This is a genomic window from Chitinophagales bacterium, from assembly GCA_020636535.1.
Classification (GTDB): domain Bacteria; phylum Bacteroidota; class Bacteroidia; order Chitinophagales; family JADIYW01; genus JADJSS01.
In genome coordinates this window covers 149,383-172,233 of the sequence record JACJXT010000012.1, presented here as the reverse complement: position 1 = coordinate 172,233, position 22,851 = coordinate 149,383, and the positions used below count along the sequence as shown (strand labels likewise).

The following is a 22,851-nucleotide window of genomic DNA, read 5'->3' as shown; positions in this document are numbered from 1 at the left end:
CCAATTTTAATGCCAATAGTATTTAAAAATTGTGAAAAAATAAACTAAATATCACCAATAGCATTTAATTATGTATAATTGTATCATGTCAGATATTATTCATTTATTACCTGATAGCATTGCTAATCAAATTGCAGCAGGCGAGGTCATTCAAAGACCTGCTTCTGTTGTAAAAGAATTGATGGAAAATGCCATAGATGCTGGTGCTAAAAACATTCAGTTAATTATAAAAGATGCTGGAAAATCTTTAATTCAGGTTATTGATGATGGCAAAGGCATGAGCGAAATTGATGCAAGAATGTGCTTTGAAAGACATGCTACTTCTAAAATTAAATCGGCAGCAGATTTATTTGCTTTGCATACTATGGGTTTTAGAGGCGAAGCCATGGCATCGATTGCAGCCATTGCTCATGTTGAGTTAAAAACAGCTTTGGCAGATAGCAAATTTGCTACAACAGTAGTTATTGAAGGTTCAAAAGTCATTAGTCAAGAGCCAAGTGCACCACAAGCTGGAACAAACATTGCCGTTAGAAACTTATTTTACAATGTTCCTGCTAGAAGAAATTTCTTAAAATCTACGGCTGTAGAAACTAAACATATTATAGATGAATTTATACATATTGCACTAGCACATGCCAGTATTTTCTTTTCTATGCATCATAATGGTTCGGAAGTATTTCATTTAAAAGCTGGTAACTTGCGACAAAGAATTGTAGGTATTTTTGGCAAAAACTATAATGAAAAATTAGTTCCTGTTGAAGAACAAACTGATTATATCACTATCAAAGGATTTATTGGAAAACCAGAACTCACTAAAAAAACAAGAGGAGAGCAGTACTTCTTTGTAAACAACAGATTTATTAAAAGCAATTTTCTAAATCATGCCATTGTAAAAACCTACGAAGGTTTAATTGCAGAAAAAAGTTATCCGTTTTACTGTTTATTTATAGAAGTCGATCCAGCAACTATCGATGTAAATGTACATCCAACCAAACAAGAAATAAAATTTGAAGACGAAAAAGCTATTTACTTAATATTACATGCAGCTGCAAAACATGGTTTGTCGCAATATAGTGTAATGCCAACTTTAGATTTTGAACATCAATCTAACTTTAATCGAATTATCAATGATAATGCTTATACACAACAACCTTTTAAAGTAGCACAATCGAACTTAAACAAAGAAAGTTTTGCTAAAAATATGGATAGTGAGTACAAGAGTTCACAACATGTAGGTAACGAAAATTGGGAAAAATTATATGCGTTTGATGAAGAAGAGCAAGAGCGAGTAACTACTATTCAAAGTAAAATGTCATTAGATGAAAGTGATAGTTTTGTAGAGAATAAAACACCACTAATTCAATTGCATCAACAATATATATTAAGTCCAATTAAGAGTGGATTTATTTTAATCGACCAACAAAGAGCACACCAACGCATTTTGTTTGAAAAATACATTCAGCAATTTGCCAATCAAAAAAATGCTTCGCAACAAACGCTGTTTCCTAAAACTATCAATTTAAATGCTGGCGATGCATATATTTTAGAAGATATTTTAGAAGACTTACAAGTTCTAGGATTTGACATTCAGTTGTTTGGCAAAAATAGTTTTGTAATTCATGGTATGCCAATGGATTTAATTAATGAAGATGAAACAAAAATCATTGAAAACTTGTTAGAAGAATACAAACAATCAGAAAAAAGTGAATCGTTCGACAAAAGGAAACAGTTAGCAAAAGCAATGGCATATCAAACAAGTATTAAACAAGGTGTTGTATTAAAAGAAAGTCAAATGCAACAATTGGTAGATGAATTATTTGCTTGCGAGCAACCAACCATCAATCCATCAGGAAAACCAACGCTTATGAATTACAATATTGAAGACATTCACCAAAAATTTAACAGATAATGAGTCAATTTGGTAGAAGCAATTTTTTGAACAACATAACACCTGTAGTAAAAGTGTTATTAATTATAAACATAGCTGTTTTTGTTGTTACACAATTTTTAGATCCAAGTGGAACAATTATGGATTTATTGGCAATGCATTATCCTACAAGCGATGCCTTTAAACCATATCAAATTATTACACATATGTTTGTTCATGGTGGATTTGCTCACATTTTATTTAACATGTATGCATTGTATGCTTTTGGTTCAATAGTAGAACAAAGAATTGGTTCCAATAAATTTATCTATTTATATTTTATAGCTGGATTAGGTGCTGTGGCATTACATTTAGCAGTAAATGGTTTTGTAGTTTATCAGCAGACAGGACATTTGGCATTAGAACCAGAAAACTTTTTAACTAGAGAAGGTGTACAATATTTCTTCAATTCTGGAGATGCGTTGATGAATACAGTAACCAATAAACAGTTGGCAGAAATTTATTTTTCAAGTATTGTTGGTGCTTCTGGAGCATTGTATGGTGTATTAGCTGCTTTTGGTGTATTGTATCCAAATGCACCATTAATGTTTATGTTTATACCAATACAAATAAAAGCAAAATATATGATTCCATTAATTATAATAGTATACGACATAGCTTTTGCACAATACGGTTTAGATAATGTAGCACACTATGCACATATAGGTGGTGCTTTATTTGGTTTCTTGTTAATTTTATATTGGAAAAAGAGTAATAAAGTTTGGTAATGTTACAGTCTATTGTTAATGACATAAAATGGCAGTCTAAGTATGGTTCTCCTACTATAAAATTAATATTAATTAATATTGGTATTTTTATAATTATCAATCTACTAATTCTGGTAGATTTTTTAATGAAAGGTCCAAACTTAGGTTTATTAGCTATAAAAAACTTGAGTTTACATACTGGTAGTGCATTGCTAAAAAAACCTTGGGGAATTTTTACCTATATGTTTGTACAAGCAGATTTTTTTCATCTGTTATTTAATATGTTAGTTTTTTATTGGTTTTCATCATATATTACTAATTTATTAGGTAATAAAAAAATTGTACCTATTTATATTCTTGGTGGATTATTTGGTGCTTTGTTTTTTATTGTAGGAACTTATTTATTGAGTAATAATTATCCAAAAATGATTAACAATTATGCTATTGGTGCTTCTGCAAGTGTAATGGCAATAGTATTAAGTGCTGCTACACTTTCGCCAGATGCAGAAATGAGATTATTATTTTTAGGAAATATAAAATTAAAATGGATTGCAGCCGTTTATGTTTTTTTAGATATTACAATGATTAGTAGTAGTAACAGTGGAGGACATATTGCACATCTTGGTGGTGCTTTGTTTGGTTTTATTTATATCAAGCAATTACAAAATGGTAACGATTGGTCGCTTTGGTTTTATAGTATTATTGACAAAGTGAAAAGTTTATTTAGTAAGGAAAAAAACATAAAAGTAGAATATATTAATAAAGATAAAGAAAAACCCAAGTCAAAGCAACAAGACATAGACAAACAACAACACTTAGATGAGATATTAGATAAAATTAAACTTTCTGGTTATGACAGTTTAAGCAAAGCAGAAAAAGATTTCTTGTTTAAAATTAGTAAAGAAGATTGAAATTCTTAAAATGGCTCATATCATTTACTTCAAGAAGTGCTAATATTATTGCAGTACTATTTTTATTATTGTGTTTTGTAGCATCGTATATTAATCCAAATTCATTTGCATTAGCACCATTTTTGTCTTTGTTATTTCCAATTGCTTTAATAATAAATATATTATTTATTATTATATGGAAATTTAGAAAAAGAAAATTTATTTGGGTTTCTATTTTAGCGATACTATTGTCTGTTATACAATGGAAAAACTTTTTTGCAATACACTGTTTTGGTAATTCAGAAAAAAACAATGTTGAGTCAATAAAAATTATGTCGTTTAATGTAAGAGTTTTTGACTTGTACAACTGGACAGAAAATAAAAACTCAGTTAATCATATATTTGAAACTATTAAAACAGAAAATCCAGATGTTATTTGCTTTCAAGAATTTTATACCGATAAAACAGAAAATTTCAATACTGTTCAGCGACTCAAAAAATTAGGTTATCAGCATTATTATTTCACAAGAGAATTAGTATCTCACGAAACAAATGAATGGGGAATTGCAACCTTTTCTAAAATGCCAATTGTAGACAAAGGATTACTTTTAAAACAACAATTTGCATCAGCATATAATAAAAAACCATATAAAGGTTTGTATGTAGATATATTACTGAACAATAAAAAAGTAAGAATTTTTAATATACATTTACAATCTATTTATTTTGGACAACAAGATTATCAATCCATTGATGAATTAAGAAAAGAACAGGCAATAGACAAACGAGAAATATTAACTATTGCAAGAAAACTAAATACTGGTTATAAACGAAGAGCCATACAAGCCAACGAATTGAATAGTTTTTTAAAAGAACAATCGTTGCCATTTGTTATGTGTGGCGATTTTAATGATGTGCCAAACAGTTATGCAGTCAATAAAATTAAAGGCAATCTCCAAGATGCCTTTTTGCAAAAAGGTTGTGGTTTAGGCATTACTTATAATGGTAAAATTCCTTTGCTTAGAATAGACTATATCTTAGCCAACGATAAAATAAATTTCATTAATTACAAGAAAATAAATAATAAAAACTCTGACCATTTTCCAATTACAGCAAGATTTAGTATAAACTAATACAATTCATCAAACCACAACTTTACATACTGCTTTGTAAAATAATGTTACAACAAGCCTTTGCTTAGCACTTTTTAACTTATTTGATGTTTAAACTAATAAATGCTATACTAAATTTGCTTTATAACAAATAAAGCGTATGGAATCTATCGACATTAAATCTCTAAACGAAAAAATTCAGCAAAAAAGTGCTTTCTTAGATTTACTCAACCTAGAAATTGGAAAATCTATTGTTGGACAAAAATATATGATTGAACGATTGCTCATTGGTTTATTAGCAAATGGTCATATTTTGTTAGAAGGTGTTCCTGGTTTGGCAAAAACATTAGCCATTAAATCTTTGTCTGATGCTATTAATACTAAGTTTAGCAGAATACAATTTACACCAGATTTATTGCCAGCAGATATTTTAGGTACTATGATTTTCAATCAAGCAAAAGGCGATTTTGAAGTAAAAAAAGGACCAATTTTTTCTAATTTTATTTTAGCAGATGAAATTAACAGAGCTCCAGCAAAAGTGCAGAGTGCTTTACTACAAGCCATGCAAGAAAGGTCGGTTACATTAGGAAGTCAAGTATATAACTTAGACGAACCATTTTTGGTAATGGCTACACAAAATCCAATTGAGCAAGAAGGAACTTACAACTTACCAGAAGCACAAGTAGATAGATTTATGCTCAAAGTAATTATTTCGTATCCTGAGTTTGAAGAAGAACGATTAATCATGCGTCAGAATGTAAACGAGGTAAAAACTAAAATAATGCCAGTTGTAAATCCAAGTGAAATTATTGAAGCAAGACAGTGTGTTAGAGAAATTTACATGGACGAAAAAATTGAAAAGTACATTTTAGACATTGTCTTTGCTACGAGAAATCCAGAAAAATATAAATTAGAAAACTTCAAAAACTTAATTAGCTATGGTGCTTCGCCAAGAGCTAGTATTAGTTTGGCTATGGCTGCAAAAGCGTATGCCTTTATTAAGAAAAGAGGTTTTGTTATTCCAGAAGATATTAGAGCAGTTTGTCAAGATGTACTACAACATAGAATTGGTATCACTTACGAAGCAGAAGCAGAAAATATCTTCCAACAAGAAATTATAACTAAGATTGTCAATACAGTTGAAGTTCCTTAATATACCATTTTGTATAACACATAAATTTTTATGCAAACTGCCATTATTGTCATAGTAGGATTAATTATAGTATCAATTATTATATATATTGACAATTTATTATTGGCTAAAAAAAAGAATATAGTTGATATTACTATTGACAATACGCAAAAAACTTCCGACTTATTAAAAAAGGTTCGCAAAATAGAAATTAAAACCAAAGGCATTACCAATCATATTTTTTCAGGCGAATATCACTCTAAGTTCAAAGGAAGAGGAATGTCGTTTAGCGAAGTAAGAGAATATCAATATGGCGATGATATTAGAAATATCGACTGGAATGTTACTGCACGATTTCATCAACCATTTGTAAAAGTGTTTGAAGAAGAAAGAGAACTTACCGTAATGTTGTTGGTCGATGTTAGTAAATCTTCTTTTATAGGAACCAACAAACAAACCAAAAAAGAAATCATTGCAGAAATTTGTGCCGTTATTGCTTTTTCTGCTATCAATAATAATGATAAAGTTGGATTGTTGTTTTTTAGCGATCAAACTGAACTGTATATCGCTCCACAAAAAGGAAAAAAACATATATTACGATTGATTAGAGAATTGTTAGATTATCAACCTAAAAGTGGACAAACCAATATTGCTAAAACACTTGAAGGTTTTAACAACAAAATGCGTAAAAAAAGTATTGTTTTTATTTTGTCTGATTTCTTGTTGGATGATTATTTTGATAGCTTGTCGCACTTAGCAAAAAAACACGATGTAGTAGGCATTAAAGTCTATGATCAATTAGATGAAGCAATACCAAATATAGGTTTGTTACAAGTACACGATGTAGAAAGCGGACACGAAGTGTGGTTAGACACCAACAATAAAACAATGTTGAACGAATATAAAGATAAAGCCAATGCGTATCAAACATACTTTGAACAAAGTTTTGGAAAAGCTGGTGCAGATAAAATAGAAATTAAAACAGGCGAGCCATATATTTACAAACTCATGAAATTTTTTAAAGGTAGATGATTCAAATAAATCATAAAAATATTGTTCAATTTATAGTATTAAGTATTTTAATATTATTATGTATTGATTTATCTGCACAACAAGCAACGGCAACTATTGCCAATAAAAAAGATATACTTATTGGCGATTGGGTTCCTGTTGATATTAGTGTTTCTGCTCCAAACAATGCTAAAGTTTATTTTCCAAATTTTAATCAAAAAGACAGTAGTGTAAATAGTGCTATAGAAGTGGTAAATGTTTCACCAGTAGATACTATTAGAAATGGTAATATTAATCAATATCATCTATTAGTAAATTTTATTGTTTTTGATACTGGAAATATCTTATTTAATCCATTTCCTGTGCTTGTAGATAATTTAGGAAAAAAAGACACCATTTACACCGAAGCCAATATGATTCATGTTGCTGGTGTAAAAATCGACACTTCTAAAGACATTAAACCAATTAAAGAACCATTAAATGTGCCTTATACATTTAAAGAATTACTACCATATATTGGTATTGTATTATTACTAGTAGCAATTATTTTAGCAATTTTATTATTTATTAAATGGAGAAAAAAGAAAAAAGAACCAATAGACGAAAGATATTTATTACCATCACACGAATGGGCCTTGAAAGAATTGTACAAGTTAAAGCAACAAAAGCTCTGGCAAAAGGGTAATATCAAAGAATATTATGTGCAATTATCTGATATTCTAAGAAATTATATAGAATTAAGATTTAATATTCCTGCATTAGAAAATACTACCGATGAACTAATGCGAGCTATGCATAAAGGTATCATTCATAAAAAACAAAAAGAAAATATCAATCAGTTTTTAATGTTGAGCGATTTTGTGAAGTTTGCAAAAGCCAATCCAGATGTTATCGATAATGAAAATGCTATTCAAACAGTAGAATCATTTATTCAGGAAACAAAAAAAGTAGAAGAACCAAATCCAACAAATAATAGTACTGCCAAAAAGAAAAAGTAAATGCCTAAAATTTTTCCATACGAATTTGCTCATCCTCAATATTTTTATTTATTGATACTATTGCCATTGTTAGTGTATTGGTATTACTTTAGAAAAAGCAATTACTATCCAAGTTTTAATGTATCTCACGATGTTGTTGCCAAAAAATATACTACATTAAAAATAAAACTATTTAAATTTTTACCTATATTAAGAATTGTAGCATTTATTTTTATAGTTGTAGCATTGGCTCGTCCACAATCAGAAATGTCTAATAGCGAAATCAATACAGAAGGAATTGATATTGTATTGGCTTTAGATATTTCGAGCAGTATGAACGCAAGAGATTTTAAACCAGATCGTTTAGAAGCTGCAAAAAGCGTAGCCATGCAGTTTATAAAAGATAGACCAAACGACAGAATTGGCTTAGTGGTTTTTGCTGGAGAAAGTTTTACACAGTGTCCTATAACTATCGACCATCAAATTTTATTGAACTTGTTTAAAGATATTAAAAACGGAATGGTAGAAGATGGTACTGCAATCGGAATGGGTTTGGCTACTGCTGTCGCTCGATTAAAAGAAAGCAAGTCTAAAACTAAAATCGTTATTTTAATGACCGATGGTGTGAACAACACTGGTTACATCGATCCTGAAAGTGCTATAAAAATTGCTAAGAGTTTTAATATTCGTGTCTATACTATTGGTATTGGAAAAAATGGAACTGCACCATATCCAGTAGTTGACCAAAATGGAAATACTTACTTTCAAAATATGCCTGTAGAAATTGATACTAAGTTACTACAACGAATTGCTAATCAAACTGGTGGTGTTTATTTTAGAGCTACAGGAAATGCCAAGTTAGAAAACATCTATCAGCAAATAGACCAATTAGAAAAATCTAAAATTAAAATTGCTAATTATCATCAAAAGAAAGAACGCTTTCATGTATTTGCGCTTATAGCACTTTTAATTTTATTAACAGAAATAATATTGCGAAACACTTATCTTAAAAGCGTCGTTTACTAATGTTAAAATTCGGACATAGTGCATATTTTGTTTTATTATTAATAATTCCAATATTAATATTAATATACTTTGTTTCGATTAAACAAAAAGATAAATTATTAAATATTTTTGGTGATAATAAGTTTGTAGCAAAAATGTTTAATGGTAAAAATAACAAACGCACCATTATAAAATTTACTTTACTCATAGTAGCTATTGCTTTTATTATTCTTGCACTCACTTCGCCACAAATGGGAACGAAAGAAGAAAAAGTACAACGAAAAGGTATTGATGTAGTGATTTGTTTAGATTTGTCGAAAAGTATGTTGGCTGAAGATGTTTTGCCAAACAGACTAAGAAAAGCGAAACTTTTAATGCAAGAAATGCTTAGTAAGCTAGATGGCGATAGAGTTGGTTTAGTTGTTTTTGCAGGAAATGCTTATTTGCAAATGCCTTTAACAGTCGATTATTCTTCTTTGTTATTGTATTTAAGAGCATTAAACACTAATGCCATTCCTACGCAAGGCACAGCACTTGGCGAAGCATTAGAAGAAGCAGAGAAAGCATTTAATACTAAAGATGATAAATATAAATCTATTATATTAATTTCTGATGGAGAAGATCATCAGCAAGATGCAATAGATTATGCTAAAGATGTAAGTAAAAAAGGTACAAAAATTATTACAGTTGGTGTAGGAACAACACAAGGTGGCACCATTCCTTTTTATAATCAAAATGAAGTAAAAATAGGCGAGAAGAAAGATGCTAATGGAGAAGTAGTTGTATCTAAACTCAATGAAAAAATGTTGAAAGAGTTGGCAGACGCAGGCAAAGGTCATTACTACATCTTAGACAATGCAAACCAAGTAGCTGATTTTATTTCAAAAGATATTGCTAAAATGGAAACCAAAACAATTAACGATAAAGTATTTACCAATTTCGTAGAACAATATCAATATTTCTTAGCATTTGGTTTATTGTTGATATTTGTAGATGTTTTTATAAAATATAAAAAAGATTAATTATGTTTGATATAGAAAATATAAAAGCAAAATTTAAAGTCCATAAAAAATCATTAGCATTGGTTTTTATAGGAAAGTCTGCTTTAAAATTAATAGTAGCATTCGTCTTGTTGTCGCCAAATTTTTCTATTGCAGAAAGTGTCAACAACATCATTAGAAAAGGCAATAAAGCATATCATCAATCTAAGTATAATGAAGCAACAGAAAAATACAGTAGTGCTTTAGAAAAAGAACCAAACAATGCTATTGCCAATTTCAACCAAGCAGATGCTATTTATCAATTAGGAGAATACAAACAAGCACAAGAATATTTTAAAGGCATTGCCAATAGTACAAACAACAGCGAAATTAAATTCAAATCTAAATTTAATTTAGGAAATAGTTTATATAAACAAGAGCAATACGAAGAAAGTGTAAGAGCGTATAAAGATGCTTTGAAAATAAATCCGAAAGATGAAGATGCTAAATACAATTTAATGATGGCAATGGCAAAGTTGAAAAAGCAACAACAAAATCAAGACAAAAACAAAGACAATAAAAACGATAAACAAAACCAAGATAAGAATAAAGACCAACAAAAACAGCAGCAACAACAAAATCAAGATCAAAAAAATCAACAAGATAAACAACAGCAACAACAGCAAGGCAATCAAAATCAAGAAGAGAAAGAACAACAACAAAAACAGCAACAACAACAACAAGGACAGTTAAGTCAAGAAGAAGCTCAACGATTGCTAGATGCTTTAGAAAGTGAAGAAGGAAAAGTGCAACAGAAAATAAATCAGCAACAAAAAAATGGTAAGAAAGTAAAAGTTCAAAAAGATTGGTAGTTTGAAATATATAAAACAATATATTATATTTTTATTATTTATTATTGCTGCACAAAGTAGTTTTGCACAAAAATTTTATATTCAACTATCAGATAAAGAAGTACCATTAAACTACACAGTAGATGTAACTTTTACCGTAGAAAATGGCAACTTAGAAAACTTTACGCCACCTAAATTCTCTAGATTTGATGCCTATGGTCCAATGCAAAGCAATCAAACAAATATTATTAATGGCAATGTAAGTAGAAGTGTGTCGCTTACTTATACGCTACAACCAAAATCAAAAGGCACATTTACTATTCCAGAAGCAAGTGCAATAATTAATGGAAAAAAGTATATTACTAAATCTTTTACCATAAAAGTAATAGATGAAGCCAAGCAACCACAGCATCAACAACAACAAAATGCTTGGCCTTTTCCAGATCCATTTTCTAATCAAGGAAAAAAATCTAAACCAAAATCTTCAGATCAACTCAAAGCAGATATCGCAAAAAACTTTTTTGTAAAAGTTACAGCTAATAAATCTACAGTGTATGAAGGCGACCAATTAACACTAATTTATAAAATCTACTATCGTATTCAAGCACAAGGTTTGTATGTTACCAAAGCACCATCTTATAATAATTTTTTGTCGGAAGAATTTGATGTTGACTTAAACAAAGAACCAGAAATTGAATCGTATAACGGACAAAAATATTATACCAACGAATTTAGACGCGTGGTATTATTTCCGCAGAAAGCAGGAAAAGTTTCTATCGAACCAATGGAATTTCAAAGTGTAGTAATGGTAGAAATGCCAGATCCATATTTCGATAATCCATTTTTTACCATTCCACAACCTTATGAATATAAATTTAAATGTAATGATTTAAATATTAATGTATTGCCATTGCCACAACCAGCACCTAAAAATTTTAGTGGAGCAGTAGGCAATTTTTCGTTCAAAGCCAATTACGATAAAACCAAAGTAAAAGTTGGCGAGCCAATACAACTTAACTTAACTTATACAGGAACAGGAAATCTTAAACTCATTACAGCACCAAAGCTTATTTTTCCTGATGACTTTGAAGCATATCCTCCAAAAACAATAGACAACTACGACAACAAAGGTGCAGTTGTAGATGGAAGCAAAACTTTTGAATACACTTTAATTCCACAAGATGGTGGAACTTTTAAAATGCCTGCTTACGAGTTTGGTTATTTTAATCCAGAGCAAGGAAAATATGTTTCGTTTAATTTACCAGAAACAGAAATTGAAGTTACTGGAAAAGCAAAACCATCGGTTAATTTGTTAAACTTTAAGAAAAGAGAAAAAGAAGAACTAAAACAAAATGAACTACAAAACATAGAAAAAGAGTTGAATCACCAATCAAAATTATATAATAGTAATATATTTTATGGAACAATTGGTATTTCAAGTGTATTATTTTTATTGGCATTTTTCTTCAGACAAAGAGATTATTCTGATGCAGAGTTATTAGGCAAACGAAGAAGCAAAGCGAACAAAATGGCTTTAAAACGATTGAAATATGCTAATACACTCATGAAAAGCAATCAAGAAAAACCATTTTATAACGAAGTCATTAGGGCATTGTGGCAATATGTTTCTGATAAATTGCACATTACCACTACCGATTTATCTAAAGAAAATATGGCTGTACAGTTAACAAATAAAAATATTCAACAAAATAAAATAGATGAATTAATTGTAATGCTAAACAATTGCGAAGAAGCATTATTTGCATCGCAAGGCAAACAAGACACCATGCAACAGACTTATAATACAGCTATTAATTGGATAACTGATGTTGATTTAATGATTAATAAAAATAATGAAAAATAAAATAACATATATAATATTATTCATTTTATTGGCAAACAATATTTGCTTAGCAACTACTGTTGATGAAAACTTTGAAAGAGCCAATACCTATTATAAAAACAAACAATACACCGAAGCAGTAAATACTTATATTGCTTTAGTTAATCAACCAATAAAAGATGCATCGTTGTACTACAATTTAGGCAATACTTATTTTCAGCTTAAACAATATCCAAATGCTATTTTATTTTATGAAAAAGCATTATTGCTAGATGGAAGCAACAAAAAAATACAACACAATTTAAAAATAGCACAAAACAAAGCACTTACTAAAATCGAAAATAAAAATCAGTTTTTTGTAGTAAAAGCTATGGTGGATTTTTACATACATCAACAACAAAATTTTTGGACCATTCTCTTTTTGATTAGCTTAGTTGTATTTGTTGTTTGTAGCATAATCTACTTTCTCACTCAAAACAAAATCAAGAACATTGCTAGTAAATTTGCCTTTTTGTTTTTATTTACAAGCATCATTTTATTTGTAGCAAGTTATCGTTTCAATCAACTACAAACCAAACATCAATTTGCTATAGTCATGGAAAACACAAAAGCACACAGTAAACCAACTAGCAACAGCCAAATTAATTTATTAATAGAAGCAGGCAATAAAGTCAAACAATTAGACTACGATGCCAATTGGATAAAAGTAGAGTTACCCAACGGCAAAATTACTTGGCTAAATAAAGAAAGTTTGCAGAGTATTTAATGAACATAAAAAAAACATATAATTGGATAAGTCTTGAAAGTGAAAATTCTATAATAGTTAGAAATATTCTCTCAAAATGGGAAAAACTGTTAGACGAAGAACTTTTAGAAAAAGAATATCATCAATTCTTAAAAGAACATACTGGATTCTTTTTTTCAGATTATAACTGTTATTTGTCAATATCAAAGTTAAAATTATCAAGCGAACTTGAGACTGATTTTGTAAATATAAAAGATCAAAGAAGCAATGGGCTTATTTACGAATTTATTGAAATAGAAAAACCTCAAAGCAAACTTTTTAATAAAAATGGACTTCCTTCAAAAGACTTTAATAGTGCTATTCAACAAATAAGAGATTGGAAAAGATTTTTAATTGACAACAAAAGCTGGTTTAAAAAATTTTTACCAACATATTCTACTCGCATATTAAATAATAGCTGTATTAAGTTCCTAATTATAATTGGACGTAGAGCATATAATGAATCTGAAATAGAAAAAAGAAATCAGATTGCAGATGAATTAGGAATTGAGATTAGGTCATTTGATTATTTAACAGACTTATTAAGAAAAAGAAAATTTTATAATCAAGCAAATTTAGATAGTGAGAAAGGAGTGCTTGTCGAAAATCAAATTGAAAATCCATTTCATAAGGCAATTACTGATTCAGAATGGAAGAAGTTTTGTTCAAAAAAATTTAGTTACACACATTTTTATAAAAACAATTGCGAAGAAATAATTAAACTGAGAAAGTACAACAAATTAATATTTGATATGAAGTAGTCAAAATTAGATATTATATAATTTATTAACTTCAAAGCCCAAAATATAAATATCTTTTCTGAGTCCAATAATACTACCCAAATAAAGAAAACTTTAACACACTGAACACTATATAATTATTCAAAAAAATGTAGTACCTTTGCAAACCGTTTTAAATGTGTGGCAATGCTAAACCAAAGTAACCATAAGGATAAGGACTTTAACATTGCTCATATTGGGTTGAAAAAAGCAAGTCATGAATTTGATTTTGTTTTAGACAAAGCGTTCTTTGGTAAATATCCAGATGCATTGATTGAAGATTGCAATCTGCAATGTAAAGTAGTGTTTGATAAAGCATCAACACCTCATCAAATTTCGTTTGATATTAGTGGAACTATTCAAACAGAATGCGATAGATGTACAGCAAATTTTCCTATGTTCGTAGATGAACAATTTGTGTTGTATATCAAATACATTTCAGATTTTGATGAAGAAGACGAAAACGAAGATGAGATATTGTATGTTAATCACAATCAAGAAGCAATAGATGTAGCACCATTGTTGTTTGAGTTTGCACAACTTTGTATTCCTATACATAAAGTATGTGATCAATCAGGAGCATATGACTACTGCAACAAAGATATTTTAAAGTATGTCAATCACGAAGTGGAAGACAATACGATCAAAGAAAACAAGGAAGAAGAAAATATTTGGGACGATTTAAATAAATTAAAAGATAAATTAAATTAATATATTATGGCACATCCAAAACGCAAAACTTCGAAAACAAGAAGAGATAAAAGAAGAACGCACTATAAGATGGAAGCACCAAATGTAGTAACTTGTAAAACTACAGGAGAAAGTCATTTAATGCACAGAGCATATGTACATGGTACAGATTTATACTACAAAGGCAAAGTTTTAATAGAAGGTTACATCAAAAATTAATTTTTATGGCATCAACTTCTGATATTAGAAATGGTATGTGCATAAAATTTAACTCTGATATTTTTCAGATAGTAGAGTTTTTGCATGTAAAACCAGGAAAAGGAGCTGCTTTTGTTAGAACCAAGCTAAAAAGTGTTACCAATGGCAAAGTGTTAGACAATACCTTTCCATCTGGTGCAAAATTAGACGAAGTAAGAGTAGAACACAGAGAGTATCAATATTTATATCCAGAAGGAGATTTGTACAATTTCATGAATAATGAAACCTATGAACAAATTGCAATAAATGGAAACATAATTGATGCACCACAGTTCTTAACAGAAGGCATGATAGTCAAAATTGCAGTTCAAGCAGACGATGAAATGCCTTTAACTTGTACACTACCAGATACTGTTGAGTTAGAAGTAATGTATGCAGAACCAGGAATAAAAGGCGACACTGCAACCAATACACTTAGACCTTGTGAAGTAAATACAGGAGCAAAAGTAATGATTCCTTTATTTGTGAATATAGGCGATAAGATAAAAGTAAAAACGGCGACTGGCGAGTACATGGAACGCGTAAAATCGTAAGTATTTTTTATATAGAATATAGAAGAGCAGATACCAAAGGTATCTGCTCTTTTGTTTTAGAAGATTTTGCTATTTATTCTTTTACACTCTCAGAGTTACTCGATAGAGAACTCTGAAAAACTACACCTTGGTTCGTGTCTCACGAAACAACAAGATGCAGATTTACTTGTTGAACTTGCTGGTCTATCAAACAGGTAGATTTTAGCATCTATTGAAGAAGTGATTTAAACTTTTAAAGAATAAAGCTGTTTTGAATGCTATTTAGTATTAATAAAAAGATTCCGAAACTAGTTCGGAATCTTTAGAAAGTATATACTAAGTTACTTAATCTGCTTTTAAGAAAGCCAATACTTCATTACCATTGCTATCAAAAAATTGTAATATTAAACCATCTAATTTATAACTTGCAATTTTAGATAAAGCACTGTTGTATTTGTCTGCAACATTTTTACCTATACATGCTTTTAATGTACTCACTGTATTACCTAATGCTATGTTTTTATCATCAATAGATTCAATGTTGCCACTATAATTGTTACAACCATCGCTTCCCATAATTTTCATAGTACTCAAATTGATTTCTAAACTTGGAATAGCTACACTTTTATCAAGCTTTCCACCATCAATACGAATGGCAGACCAAATGTCGTTCAACTTATAATCGGCTTCGGCTTTTGGTGCTCCTTTTATAAACATTAAAACTGCTTCGTTATTGCTATTCATCAAAGTTAGTTTGTCGTCTTCTACTTTGTAGGCAGTAACGGTAGCTAATACTTTGTCAAACTCATTAGGAAATGTCATATCTACACACATTTTTTTGGTAGAAGCAATAACACTTAATTGTAATTCAGTTTGATTGATATTTTTGATTGTTGCTGTATAATTATTACAACCATTGTTTCCACTAATTCGGTTTTGTAGTACATCTACATTTAGTGTAGGTAATTTTACCATTTTATTTACTGGTCCTGCATTTATTTTTGCTAGTAGCCAATCGCCATGAGCTAAAGCTCTTTGGTCAACTTGTTTGTCTAATTCAGTGACTAAGGTATATTTTATACTAGAAACATCTTGAGGAATTTTGTTGGCATCTAGTTTTTCCTCTTTTACTTTAATTTTCTTTAAATAACCTTCTTCAAAAGTAAAACCTTCAATAGGAGCATAAAATGTTTCCCATTTGGCATCCTCTAAATTATCTGATTTAGAAACATTTAAACAAGTAGTTTTTCCTGCACCATTAGCACATTCGGTTTTCATGCCACTTACCCAAAAAACACTATTTTTTGTAGTAGAACAAGCTGTAAATAAAAAGCTTGCAAACATTAAGATAATAAATTGTTTTTTCATATTATATTGTTTAATTTTTCATATTGTTGTGTAGTATAAACTTCAAATATTATACCACAACTAAATATAAATTAAAATTAATCATTATAAAACAATTAGTTGAAAGAAAATTTACTTATGTTGATTTTCTTTTTTACTTTCCCGCAGAACTCGCGGACTTTCGCAGAAATATTCTTGTATTATTTTCTCGTATAACTCATTAATTTTTGTAGCAGTTTTTTCTGTGAGTATCTGTGTTGTCTGCGGGAAAATTATAAGTCGTTTACTTTTCTAAAAATCCCTTTTTCTATGTCGTTAACATTAAAGTTTACTAAAATGCCAAGTTTTAATTTTGTTAGTTTCAAATAAGTTAAGACTTGCTTATGGTGAACCTTAGCTAATTCTTCAACAGATTTAACTTCAATGATGACTTTTTTATTTATTAGCAAGTCTATCCTAAAACCAACTTCTAATTTATGCTCATCTATATAAACAGGTACTGGTACTTCACATTCTACATGATATCCCATCTTTTCTAAAACATATCTTAAAGCTGCTTGATAAACAGATTCAAAAAGTCCTGGACCAAATTCTTTATAAACTTTAAATATTGCTCCTCTAATATCATATGAGATTTCATTTTCTTTCATATATTAAAGTTAACGAATTCTTTTTACTTTTCCGCAGAACTCGCGGACTTTCGCAGAAATATTCTTGTATTACTTTCTCGTATGACTTGTTGATTTTCGTAGCAGTTTTTTCTGTGAGTATCTGTGTGGTCTGTACAAAAATTATTTACAATTGACTGTACTCTTTATCAGTTACAGGATTTAACCAAGTAACTTGTACCTCATCTTTAAAATTAGTAATGGCTAAGTGTACCATTTCAGTATTAACAGATGCTCCATGCCAATGTTCTATATTTTCTGGAATAATTACAACATCTCCTTTTTTAATAACTTGTGCAGGTTTTCCTTTTTCTTGATAAAGACCTTCGCCTTCTGTAACAATTAATGTTTGTCCTTTTGGATGTGTGTGCCAATTTGTTCTTGCTCCTTTTTCAAACCAAACACTTCCAATAGAAAATTCATTGTTTTTATCTTTTGAAACTAAAGGTGTAAGGAAAGCATTTCCTACAAACCAATCCTTGGGTAATTGTTGTCCTTTTTGGTATAGTGGATTATTCATTTTGTAATATTTTTAATTTGTTCTAATTTCCAATCTTTAAAGAAGTCATTGTTAATGAACCAGCAATTGGTTTGTCGTTAAAAATGTTTATGGTTTCATTCTTTTCTTGTAATGCTAAGGTATATAATAATGGTAAATAATGTTCTGGTGTTGGAATGGCTAAATCAAATGTTTTTCCTTGACTTCTAAAATTAATTAGACTTTGATGGTCGCCATTTAATATGTAATTTTTCATTTTTTCATTGGCTTCGGTAGCCCAATCATAAGCAAACTCATCATTTAGTTTATTCCAAGCGAGCATGCGTAAATTATGAACGATGTTTCCGCTACCAATAATTAAAATACCTTTATTTCTAAGCATATTAATTTGTTTTGCTAGTTCGTAATGATATTGTGCTGGTTGAGTATAATCAATACTCATTTCTATAACTGGAATATTTGCATTTGGATAGAGATGTTTTATAACACTCCAAGCACCATGATCCAATCCCCATTTTTCATCTAAACCAACATTGGTTTTAGTAATGATTTGTTGTGCTTCTTTTGCTAGTTCTGGACTTCCAGGTGCTGGATATTGCACTTCATACAGTGCTTCTGGAAATCCTCCAAAATCATGAATTGTTGGTGGATATTTCATTGCTGTTACAAAAGTGCCTTTGGTTTCCCAATGTGCAGAAATACAAATAATAGCATTTGGTGTTTTAATTTCTGTTCCTACTTTTCGAAAGCCCTGAACAAATTCATTTTCTTCAATGGCATTCATTGGACTTCCATGACCTAAAAATAATACAGGCATTTTTTCTGTATTGCTAAATGTGGAAGTTGTTTTTTCTAATTCTTTTAGATTCATAGCAGATCCAATTAATGGCAATATAGCCAATGATTTTAGAAAGTCTTTACGCTTCACTTAAGTAAGTTATGCTTGTTTTATTAAGTATTATTATTAGAAATAAATTTTACTCTTTATCTGCTTGAAGAAATTCTCCATTGAATTTAATGCTTACTTCATCGCTAATGATTGCTTCTGCAAATTTATCACCGACTGCAAATTCTGAGCGTTTAATAATTCCAGTAGCTTCAAAAGCAGTAGTTGGTTTTGAACTCATTGGATTTAATTTTTGTCCTTTAAAAACTAAATCTAATGTAACAGGTTTTGTAACGCCATGCATTGTAAGATTTCCTGTAAGCTTATATTTGCCTTTTCTTTTTTTCTTTAATGCGGTACTCTTAAATGTTAACGCTGGAAATTTTTCTGCATCAAAAAAATCGGCACTTTTTAAATGATTGTCTCTTGCTTCTATAAGCGTATTAATTGAATTTGTTTTGGCACTTAGTTCAATAGTAGCATCACTAAAATCAGGTGTTGTAGTTGTTACATTAATAGTAACATCATCAAAAGTACCACTAATGTTGTTAAATCCTAAATGTGTTACTGTAAAATATAGCTGAGAATGAGCTGAGTCATTTGTCCAAACTTGTTTTAACGCTTGAGCACTTACCATTAGAAAACCAATTAGTGTGAATGCTCCTAAAAATAATTTTAATTTTTTCATCTTTTAGTCATTTTAATTATTGTTATAAATTGATAGTACAAAGGTGAAGAAAAACCAATTTTTGATTTTATACTTATTGGAAGTTCTTGGGTAAATTTAGGAAATGAGTGTATTTTGCATTTCTTCACGAAAGTCTCCTGGCGATTGACCTGATTTCTTTTTAAATACTTTCGAAAAATAAGATCCTTCGTTATATCCTAATTCATAACTAATTTCTGCAATAGTTTTATCTGTTGAAATTAAAAGATTTTTTGCTTCAATTAATTTTCGCGTTTCAATGATTTCTGAAACGCTTTGCTCCATAATATTTTGACATATTAAATTGAGATTGCGAGAAGACATAAATAATTTTTCGGCATAGAATTCTACACCAACAGCTCTTTTATAATTTTCTTCTAGAATATGAAGAAAACTTCCGAAAGCAATTTGTTGTGTTTTTTGTGTATTTTTTTTCTCAGAACTATGTTTTTTTCGTTCGTTTTCTATCATTGTTAAAACTACAGCCAATAATTGCCGAATTATAGCATAATCAATAGTTTCTTGTTTGGTTTCATCGTACATCATTTCACTCAGCGTAATTAATCGTTTGAAGCATAAATTTCGTTCTAATTCTATATTGGCTTGGTTATGATATAGTGAGTACAACTGAAAGGTAGTTTCTGGAATAAACTCACTTTTAAAACGAATGCCCCAAATTTCGCATTTACCATTTACCAATTTAGGAATTACTCGATGTGTTTTACCTTTAGTTACAAAGCTTACAAAAGGAGCTTTGATGGTCTCATTTTCAAAATCAATAAAATGTTCTAACTCACCTTCTATTCCAATAAGTAATTCTTCAAAATCGTGATTGTGTGGCTCAATAGTTTGCTGTGCTATCTTGTTAGCTTCTTCTGTATTAACTTTAAATATGTGAAAGAGTTGTTGCATTAGTTAGTTTGAAGTTAAGTCATATAGACACTAAATATACAAAACCATTTTTCATTTCTATAAATGAGCTTATAACCGAAATCAAACTATTGTTTCTAAAATGGTAATAATTAGCACAATAAAACGAAATTATTGTGCTAATGTTAATTGCATTTGATATTTTGATAGATGTTCTCTTGAAACAAGATAATCATCTAAAAAGTTATACCTTTGTTGTAGATAGTTATGAGTATTACCAAAGAGCAAATTATAGCAGCTTTATCACAAGTAGAAGATCCAGATTTTAAAAAAGACTTAGTGTCTTTAGGAATGATAAAAGACATTACATTTGATGATAATAATATTTCATTTACAGTAGAATTAACCACGCCAGCTTGTCCGTTAAAAGACCAAATAGAACAAGATTGTAGAAATGCAATTGCTCAAATGGTTTCTAATACAGCTAAAGTAACCATTAACTTTACTTCGAGAGTTACTACACTTCGAGATAAAAAAGACATACTGCCTAATGTAAAAAATATTGTAGTTATTTCTTCAGGAAAAGGTGGCGTAGGAAAATCTACCGTAGCAGTAAACTTAGCATTGGCATTGTCTAATAGTGGTGCTAGTGTTGGTTTAGTAGATGCAGATATTTATGGACCTTCTATTCCTACAATGTTAGGAATACATGGACAAAAACCTGGTTTGCAAAAAATAGACGATAAAAGTAAAATTGTTCCTGTAGATTATTTAGGCATGAAAGTAATGTCTATTGGATTATTAATTAGTGAAAAACAACCAGTTGCTTGGCGTGGACCAATGGCTACATCTGCACTACGACAAATTATGACAGATGTACTATGGGACGAACTTGATTATTTGATTTTAGATTTACCACCAGGAACAGGAGATATTCATTTAACTTTAGCACAATCATTTCCAATTACTGGTGCTGTAATTGTTACTACACCACAAGAAGTTGCCTTAGCCGATGCAAGGAAAGCAGTGGCTTTTTATCAGTTAGACCAAATAAAAATTCCAATTTTAGGTGTAGTAGAAAATATGGCTTACTTTATTCCGCCAGATATGCCAGAAAAAAAGTATTACATTTTTGGAAAAGGTGGTGGCAGATTGATTGCTCAACAATTTGAAATTCCTTTCTTAGGAGAGTTGCCAATAGAACAAGTAATTAGAGAAGGTGGCGATTTAGGAAAACCTGCGGCATTGCAATTTTCTAATCCAGCAGCTAAAGCATTTGGCGATTTAGCACAAAGTGTAGCACAACAAATTGCTATACATAATGCAAATTTCGTAACAACTTAGTACTTTTGTAGCGTGGAAATAGATTTAAAACATAAGGTAGAAGATGCACTCAACAATATTCGTCCGTTTTTACAATCAGATGGTGGCGATATTGAGTTGATTGATATTACCGATGATTTAATTGTAAAAGTAAAATTGATTGGAGCTTGCGAAACTTGTAAAATGAGTATGTCTACCATGAAAGCTGGTGTAGAAAGTACAGTTATAACATCGGTGCCAGAAATAAAAGCAGTAGTAGCTATTAACTAAATAATATGACTTATCATCAATTAGTAGAACAGATTCAAACAAAAAAATCTTGTTTATGCATTGGTTTAGATACCGATTTAGATAAAATTCCACCACACCTTTTACAATACAACAATCCAATTTTAGAATTTAATAAAGCCATTATTGATGCTACGCACGATTTATGTGTTGCCTACAAACCCAATATTGCATTTTATGAAAGCTATGGTGCAAAAGGTTGGCAAGCATTAGCAACAACAGCACAATATATTCCTAATAATCTATTTAAAATTGCAGATGCCAAACGAGGCGATATTGGTAATACAGCACAACAATATGCCAAGGCATTTTTTGAAACAATGAACTTCGATGCTATTACACTTTCGCCATACATGGGATTAGATACTATTGCACCATTCTTAGCGTACAAAAATAAATGGGTCATTGTTTTAGCACTAACTTCCAATAATGGTGCCAAAGATTTTCAATTCGTAGAAGAAAATGGAATTCCACTTTATCAAACAGTAATACAAAAGAGTTTAGCTATTGGCACTAAAGAAAACACAATGTTTGTGGTTGGAGCAACCAAAGAAGACTATTTTAAAACTATTCGTAAAATATGTCCAGATAATTTTTTGTTAGTTCCAGGAATTGGTGCTCAAGGTGGCGATTTACAAGCCGTTATTGCTAATGGTAAAACAAAAGATGTTGGTTTGTTGATAAATGCTACTCGAAGTATTATTTATGCTTCTAACGGAAAAGACTTTGCAGAAAAAGCAAGAGAAGCAGCACTTCAGCTGAAAAATGAAATGGAAGTATTGCTTTTTTAGAATAGTTTTCAGATT

25 protein-coding genes are annotated in these 22,851 nt (G+C 30.0%); 19 read left to right on the top strand and 6 right to left on the bottom strand.

What is annotated here, in order from left to right:
* The first annotated feature begins 85 nt into the window (after positions 1–85).
* From mutL to efp, 16 genes are all read left to right on the top strand, one after another.
* On the top strand, positions 86–1,909 hold the full coding sequence (gene mutL / locus H6553_10480) for a DNA mismatch repair endonuclease MutL (protein ID MCB9034253.1): 1,824 nt from the start codon (positions 86–88) through the stop codon (positions 1,907–1,909).
* Positions 1,909–2,655 carry a rhomboid family intramembrane serine protease gene (locus H6553_10475; protein ID MCB9034252.1) on the top strand — a complete coding sequence of 249 codons (747 nt, stop codon included), beginning with the start codon at positions 1,909–1,911 and terminating at the stop codon, positions 2,653–2,655. The genes mutL and H6553_10475 overlap by 1 nt, the downstream gene beginning before the upstream one ends.
* A complete protein-coding gene (locus H6553_10470; protein ID MCB9034251.1) occupies positions 2,655–3,545 on the top strand; it encodes a rhomboid family intramembrane serine protease in 891 nt (296 codons plus the stop codon). The genes H6553_10475 and H6553_10470 overlap by 1 nt, the downstream gene beginning before the upstream one ends.
* Complete coding sequence (locus tag H6553_10465; GenBank protein ID MCB9034250.1) at positions 3,542–4,657, top strand: endonuclease/exonuclease/phosphatase family protein; 1,116 nt, start codon at positions 3,542–3,544, stop codon at positions 4,655–4,657. Before H6553_10470 ends, H6553_10465 begins: the two co-directional genes overlap by 4 nt.
* 130 nt (positions 4,658–4,787) lie before the next feature.
* Positions 4,788–5,789, top strand: coding sequence for an AAA family ATPase (locus H6553_10460; protein ID MCB9034249.1), 1,002 nt, complete (start codon positions 4,788–4,790; stop codon positions 5,787–5,789).
* 30 nt (positions 5,790–5,819) lie between these two features.
* Positions 5,820–6,800, top strand: a complete 981-nt coding sequence (locus H6553_10455) for a DUF58 domain-containing protein (protein MCB9034248.1) — start codon at positions 5,820–5,822, stop codon at positions 6,798–6,800.
* Positions 6,797–7,777, top strand: a complete 981-nt coding sequence (locus H6553_10450) for a hypothetical protein (protein ID MCB9034247.1) — start codon at positions 6,797–6,799, stop codon at positions 7,775–7,777. The genes H6553_10455 and H6553_10450 overlap by 4 nt, the downstream gene beginning before the upstream one ends.
* Positions 7,778–8,782, top strand: a complete 1,005-nt coding sequence (locus H6553_10445) for a VWA domain-containing protein (GenBank protein MCB9034246.1) — start codon at positions 7,778–7,780, stop codon at positions 8,780–8,782.
* A complete protein-coding gene (locus H6553_10440) occupies positions 8,782–9,783 on the top strand; it encodes a VWA domain-containing protein (protein MCB9034245.1) in 1,002 nt (333 codons plus the stop codon). The genes H6553_10445 and H6553_10440 overlap by 1 nt, the downstream gene beginning before the upstream one ends.
* 2 nt (positions 9,784–9,785) lie before the next feature.
* Positions 9,786–10,613 carry a tetratricopeptide repeat protein gene (locus H6553_10435; protein MCB9034244.1) on the top strand — a complete coding sequence of 276 codons (828 nt, stop codon included), beginning with the start codon at positions 9,786–9,788 and terminating at the stop codon, positions 10,611–10,613.
* A gap of 1 nt (position 10,614) precedes the next feature.
* Positions 10,615–12,456, top strand: a complete 1,842-nt coding sequence (locus tag H6553_10430; GenBank protein ID MCB9034243.1) for a protein BatD — start codon at positions 10,615–10,617, stop codon at positions 12,454–12,456.
* Entirely contained in the window at positions 12,446–13,201 is a 756-nt protein-coding gene (locus H6553_10425) for a tetratricopeptide repeat protein (protein MCB9034242.1), read from the top strand. The genes H6553_10430 and H6553_10425 overlap by 11 nt, the downstream gene beginning before the upstream one ends.
* On the top strand, positions 13,201–13,980 hold the full coding sequence (locus H6553_10420; GenBank protein MCB9034241.1) for a DUF4263 domain-containing protein: 780 nt from the start codon (positions 13,201–13,203) through the stop codon (positions 13,978–13,980). The genes H6553_10425 and H6553_10420 overlap by 1 nt, the downstream gene beginning before the upstream one ends.
* A gap of 165 nt (positions 13,981–14,145) precedes the next feature.
* Positions 14,146–14,709 carry a DUF177 domain-containing protein gene (locus H6553_10415; GenBank protein MCB9034240.1) on the top strand — a complete coding sequence of 188 codons (564 nt, stop codon included), beginning with the start codon at positions 14,146–14,148 and terminating at the stop codon, positions 14,707–14,709.
* Between the two features lie 6 nt (positions 14,710–14,715).
* On the top strand, positions 14,716–14,907 hold the full coding sequence (gene rpmF / locus H6553_10410) for a 50S ribosomal protein L32 (protein ID MCB9034239.1): 192 nt from the start codon (positions 14,716–14,718) through the stop codon (positions 14,905–14,907).
* 5 nt (positions 14,908–14,912) lie between these two features.
* Positions 14,913–15,479 carry an elongation factor P gene (gene efp / locus H6553_10405; protein MCB9034238.1) on the top strand — a complete coding sequence of 189 codons (567 nt, stop codon included), beginning with the start codon at positions 14,913–14,915 and terminating at the stop codon, positions 15,477–15,479.
* 324 nt (positions 15,480–15,803) lie between these two features.
* Here the strand turns inward: efp and H6553_10400 are convergent, their stop codons facing one another.
* The 6 genes from H6553_10400 to H6553_10375 form a co-directional block, all read right to left on the bottom strand.
* Positions 15,804–16,826: an META domain-containing protein gene (locus H6553_10400; GenBank protein ID MCB9034237.1), complete on the bottom strand. Its 1,023-nt coding sequence runs from the start codon at positions 16,824–16,826 to the stop codon at positions 15,804–15,806.
* 251 nt (positions 16,827–17,077) lie between these two features.
* The gene (locus tag H6553_10395; protein ID MCB9034236.1) at positions 17,078–17,455 is read right to left on the bottom strand and encodes a GxxExxY protein; all 378 of its coding nucleotides are present in this window, start codon (positions 17,453–17,455) and stop codon (positions 17,078–17,080) included.
* Positions 17,456–17,600: 145 nt separating this feature from the next.
* Positions 17,601–17,993: a cupin domain-containing protein gene (locus H6553_10390; GenBank protein ID MCB9034235.1), complete on the bottom strand. Its 393-nt coding sequence runs from the start codon at positions 17,991–17,993 to the stop codon at positions 17,601–17,603.
* Between the two features lie 22 nt (positions 17,994–18,015).
* Positions 18,016–18,843 carry a 4,5-DOPA dioxygenase extradiol gene (ygiD, locus tag H6553_10385; protein MCB9034234.1) on the bottom strand — a complete coding sequence of 276 codons (828 nt, stop codon included), beginning with the start codon at positions 18,841–18,843 and terminating at the stop codon, positions 18,016–18,018.
* A 106-nt stretch (positions 18,844–18,949) separates the two neighbouring features.
* Complete coding sequence (locus H6553_10380) at positions 18,950–19,546, bottom strand: YceI family protein (protein ID MCB9034233.1); 597 nt, start codon at positions 19,544–19,546, stop codon at positions 18,950–18,952.
* A 96-nt stretch (positions 19,547–19,642) separates the two neighbouring features.
* Positions 19,643–20,476 (bottom strand): helix-turn-helix transcriptional regulator, encoded by an 834-nt coding sequence (locus H6553_10375; protein MCB9034232.1) that lies wholly within the window; start codon positions 20,474–20,476, stop codon positions 19,643–19,645.
* A 225-nt stretch (positions 20,477–20,701) separates the two neighbouring features.
* On the opposite strand from H6553_10375, the gene H6553_10370 reads away from it, so the two are divergent.
* Genes H6553_10370 through pyrF form a run of 3 tightly spaced genes read left to right on the top strand, consistent with a single transcriptional unit; the run spans position 20,702 to position 22,836 of the window.
* Positions 20,702–21,778 carry an Mrp/NBP35 family ATP-binding protein gene (locus H6553_10370; protein MCB9034231.1) on the top strand — a complete coding sequence of 359 codons (1,077 nt, stop codon included), beginning with the start codon at positions 20,702–20,704 and terminating at the stop codon, positions 21,776–21,778.
* Between the two features lie 18 nt (positions 21,779–21,796).
* A complete protein-coding gene (locus H6553_10365; GenBank protein ID MCB9034230.1) occupies positions 21,797–22,027 on the top strand; it encodes a NifU family protein in 231 nt (76 codons plus the stop codon).
* 5 nt (positions 22,028–22,032) lie between these two features.
* Positions 22,033–22,836 (top strand): orotidine-5'-phosphate decarboxylase, encoded by an 804-nt coding sequence (gene pyrF, locus H6553_10360; protein MCB9034229.1) that lies wholly within the window; start codon positions 22,033–22,035, stop codon positions 22,834–22,836.
* Positions 22,837–22,851: the final 15 nt, after the last annotated feature.

Bases quoted from the DNA above. Each gene is read 5' to 3' on its own strand.
- mutL (MCB9034253.1), top strand. From the start codon at position 86: ATGTCAGATATTATTCATTTATTACCTGATAGCATTGCTAATCAAATT.
- H6553_10475 (MCB9034252.1), top strand. From the start codon at position 1,909: ATGAGTCAATTTGGTAGAAGCAATTTTTTGAACAACATAACACCTGTA.
- H6553_10470 (MCB9034251.1), top strand. From the start codon at position 2,655: ATGTTACAGTCTATTGTTAATGACATAAAATGGCAGTCTAAGTATGGT.
- H6553_10455 (MCB9034248.1), top strand. From the start codon at position 5,820: ATGCAAACTGCCATTATTGTCATAGTAGGATTAATTATAGTATCAATT.
- H6553_10450 (MCB9034247.1), top strand. From the start codon at position 6,797: ATGATTCAAATAAATCATAAAAATATTGTTCAATTTATAGTATTAAGT.
- H6553_10445 (MCB9034246.1), top strand. From the start codon at position 7,778: ATGCCTAAAATTTTTCCATACGAATTTGCTCATCCTCAATATTTTTAT.
- H6553_10440 (MCB9034245.1), top strand. From the start codon at position 8,782: ATGTTAAAATTCGGACATAGTGCATATTTTGTTTTATTATTAATAATT.
- H6553_10435 (MCB9034244.1), top strand. From the start codon at position 9,786: ATGTTTGATATAGAAAATATAAAAGCAAAATTTAAAGTCCATAAAAAA.
- H6553_10425 (MCB9034242.1), top strand. From the start codon at position 12,446: ATGAAAAATAAAATAACATATATAATATTATTCATTTTATTGGCAAAC.
- H6553_10420 (MCB9034241.1), top strand. From the start codon at position 13,201: ATGAACATAAAAAAAACATATAATTGGATAAGTCTTGAAAGTGAAAAT.
- H6553_10415 (MCB9034240.1), top strand. From the start codon at position 14,146: ATGCTAAACCAAAGTAACCATAAGGATAAGGACTTTAACATTGCTCAT.
- rpmF (MCB9034239.1), top strand. From the start codon at position 14,716: ATGGCACATCCAAAACGCAAAACTTCGAAAACAAGAAGAGATAAAAGA.
- efp (MCB9034238.1), top strand. From the start codon at position 14,913: ATGGCATCAACTTCTGATATTAGAAATGGTATGTGCATAAAATTTAAC.
- H6553_10400 (MCB9034237.1), bottom strand. From the start codon at position 16,826: ATGAAAAAACAATTTATTATCTTAATGTTTGCAAGCTTTTTATTTACA.
- H6553_10395 (MCB9034236.1), bottom strand. From the start codon at position 17,455: ATGAAAGAAAATGAAATCTCATATGATATTAGAGGAGCAATATTTAAA.
- H6553_10390 (MCB9034235.1), bottom strand. From the start codon at position 17,993: ATGAATAATCCACTATACCAAAAAGGACAACAATTACCCAAGGATTGG.
- ygiD (MCB9034234.1), bottom strand. From the start codon at position 18,843: ATGAATCTAAAAGAATTAGAAAAAACAACTTCCACATTTAGCAATACA.
- H6553_10380 (MCB9034233.1), bottom strand. From the start codon at position 19,546: ATGAAAAAATTAAAATTATTTTTAGGAGCATTCACACTAATTGGTTTT.
- H6553_10375 (MCB9034232.1), bottom strand. From the start codon at position 20,476: ATGCAACAACTCTTTCACATATTTAAAGTTAATACAGAAGAAGCTAAC.
- H6553_10370 (MCB9034231.1), top strand. From the start codon at position 20,702: ATGAGTATTACCAAAGAGCAAATTATAGCAGCTTTATCACAAGTAGAA.
- pyrF (MCB9034229.1), top strand. From the start codon at position 22,033: ATGACTTATCATCAATTAGTAGAACAGATTCAAACAAAAAAATCTTGT.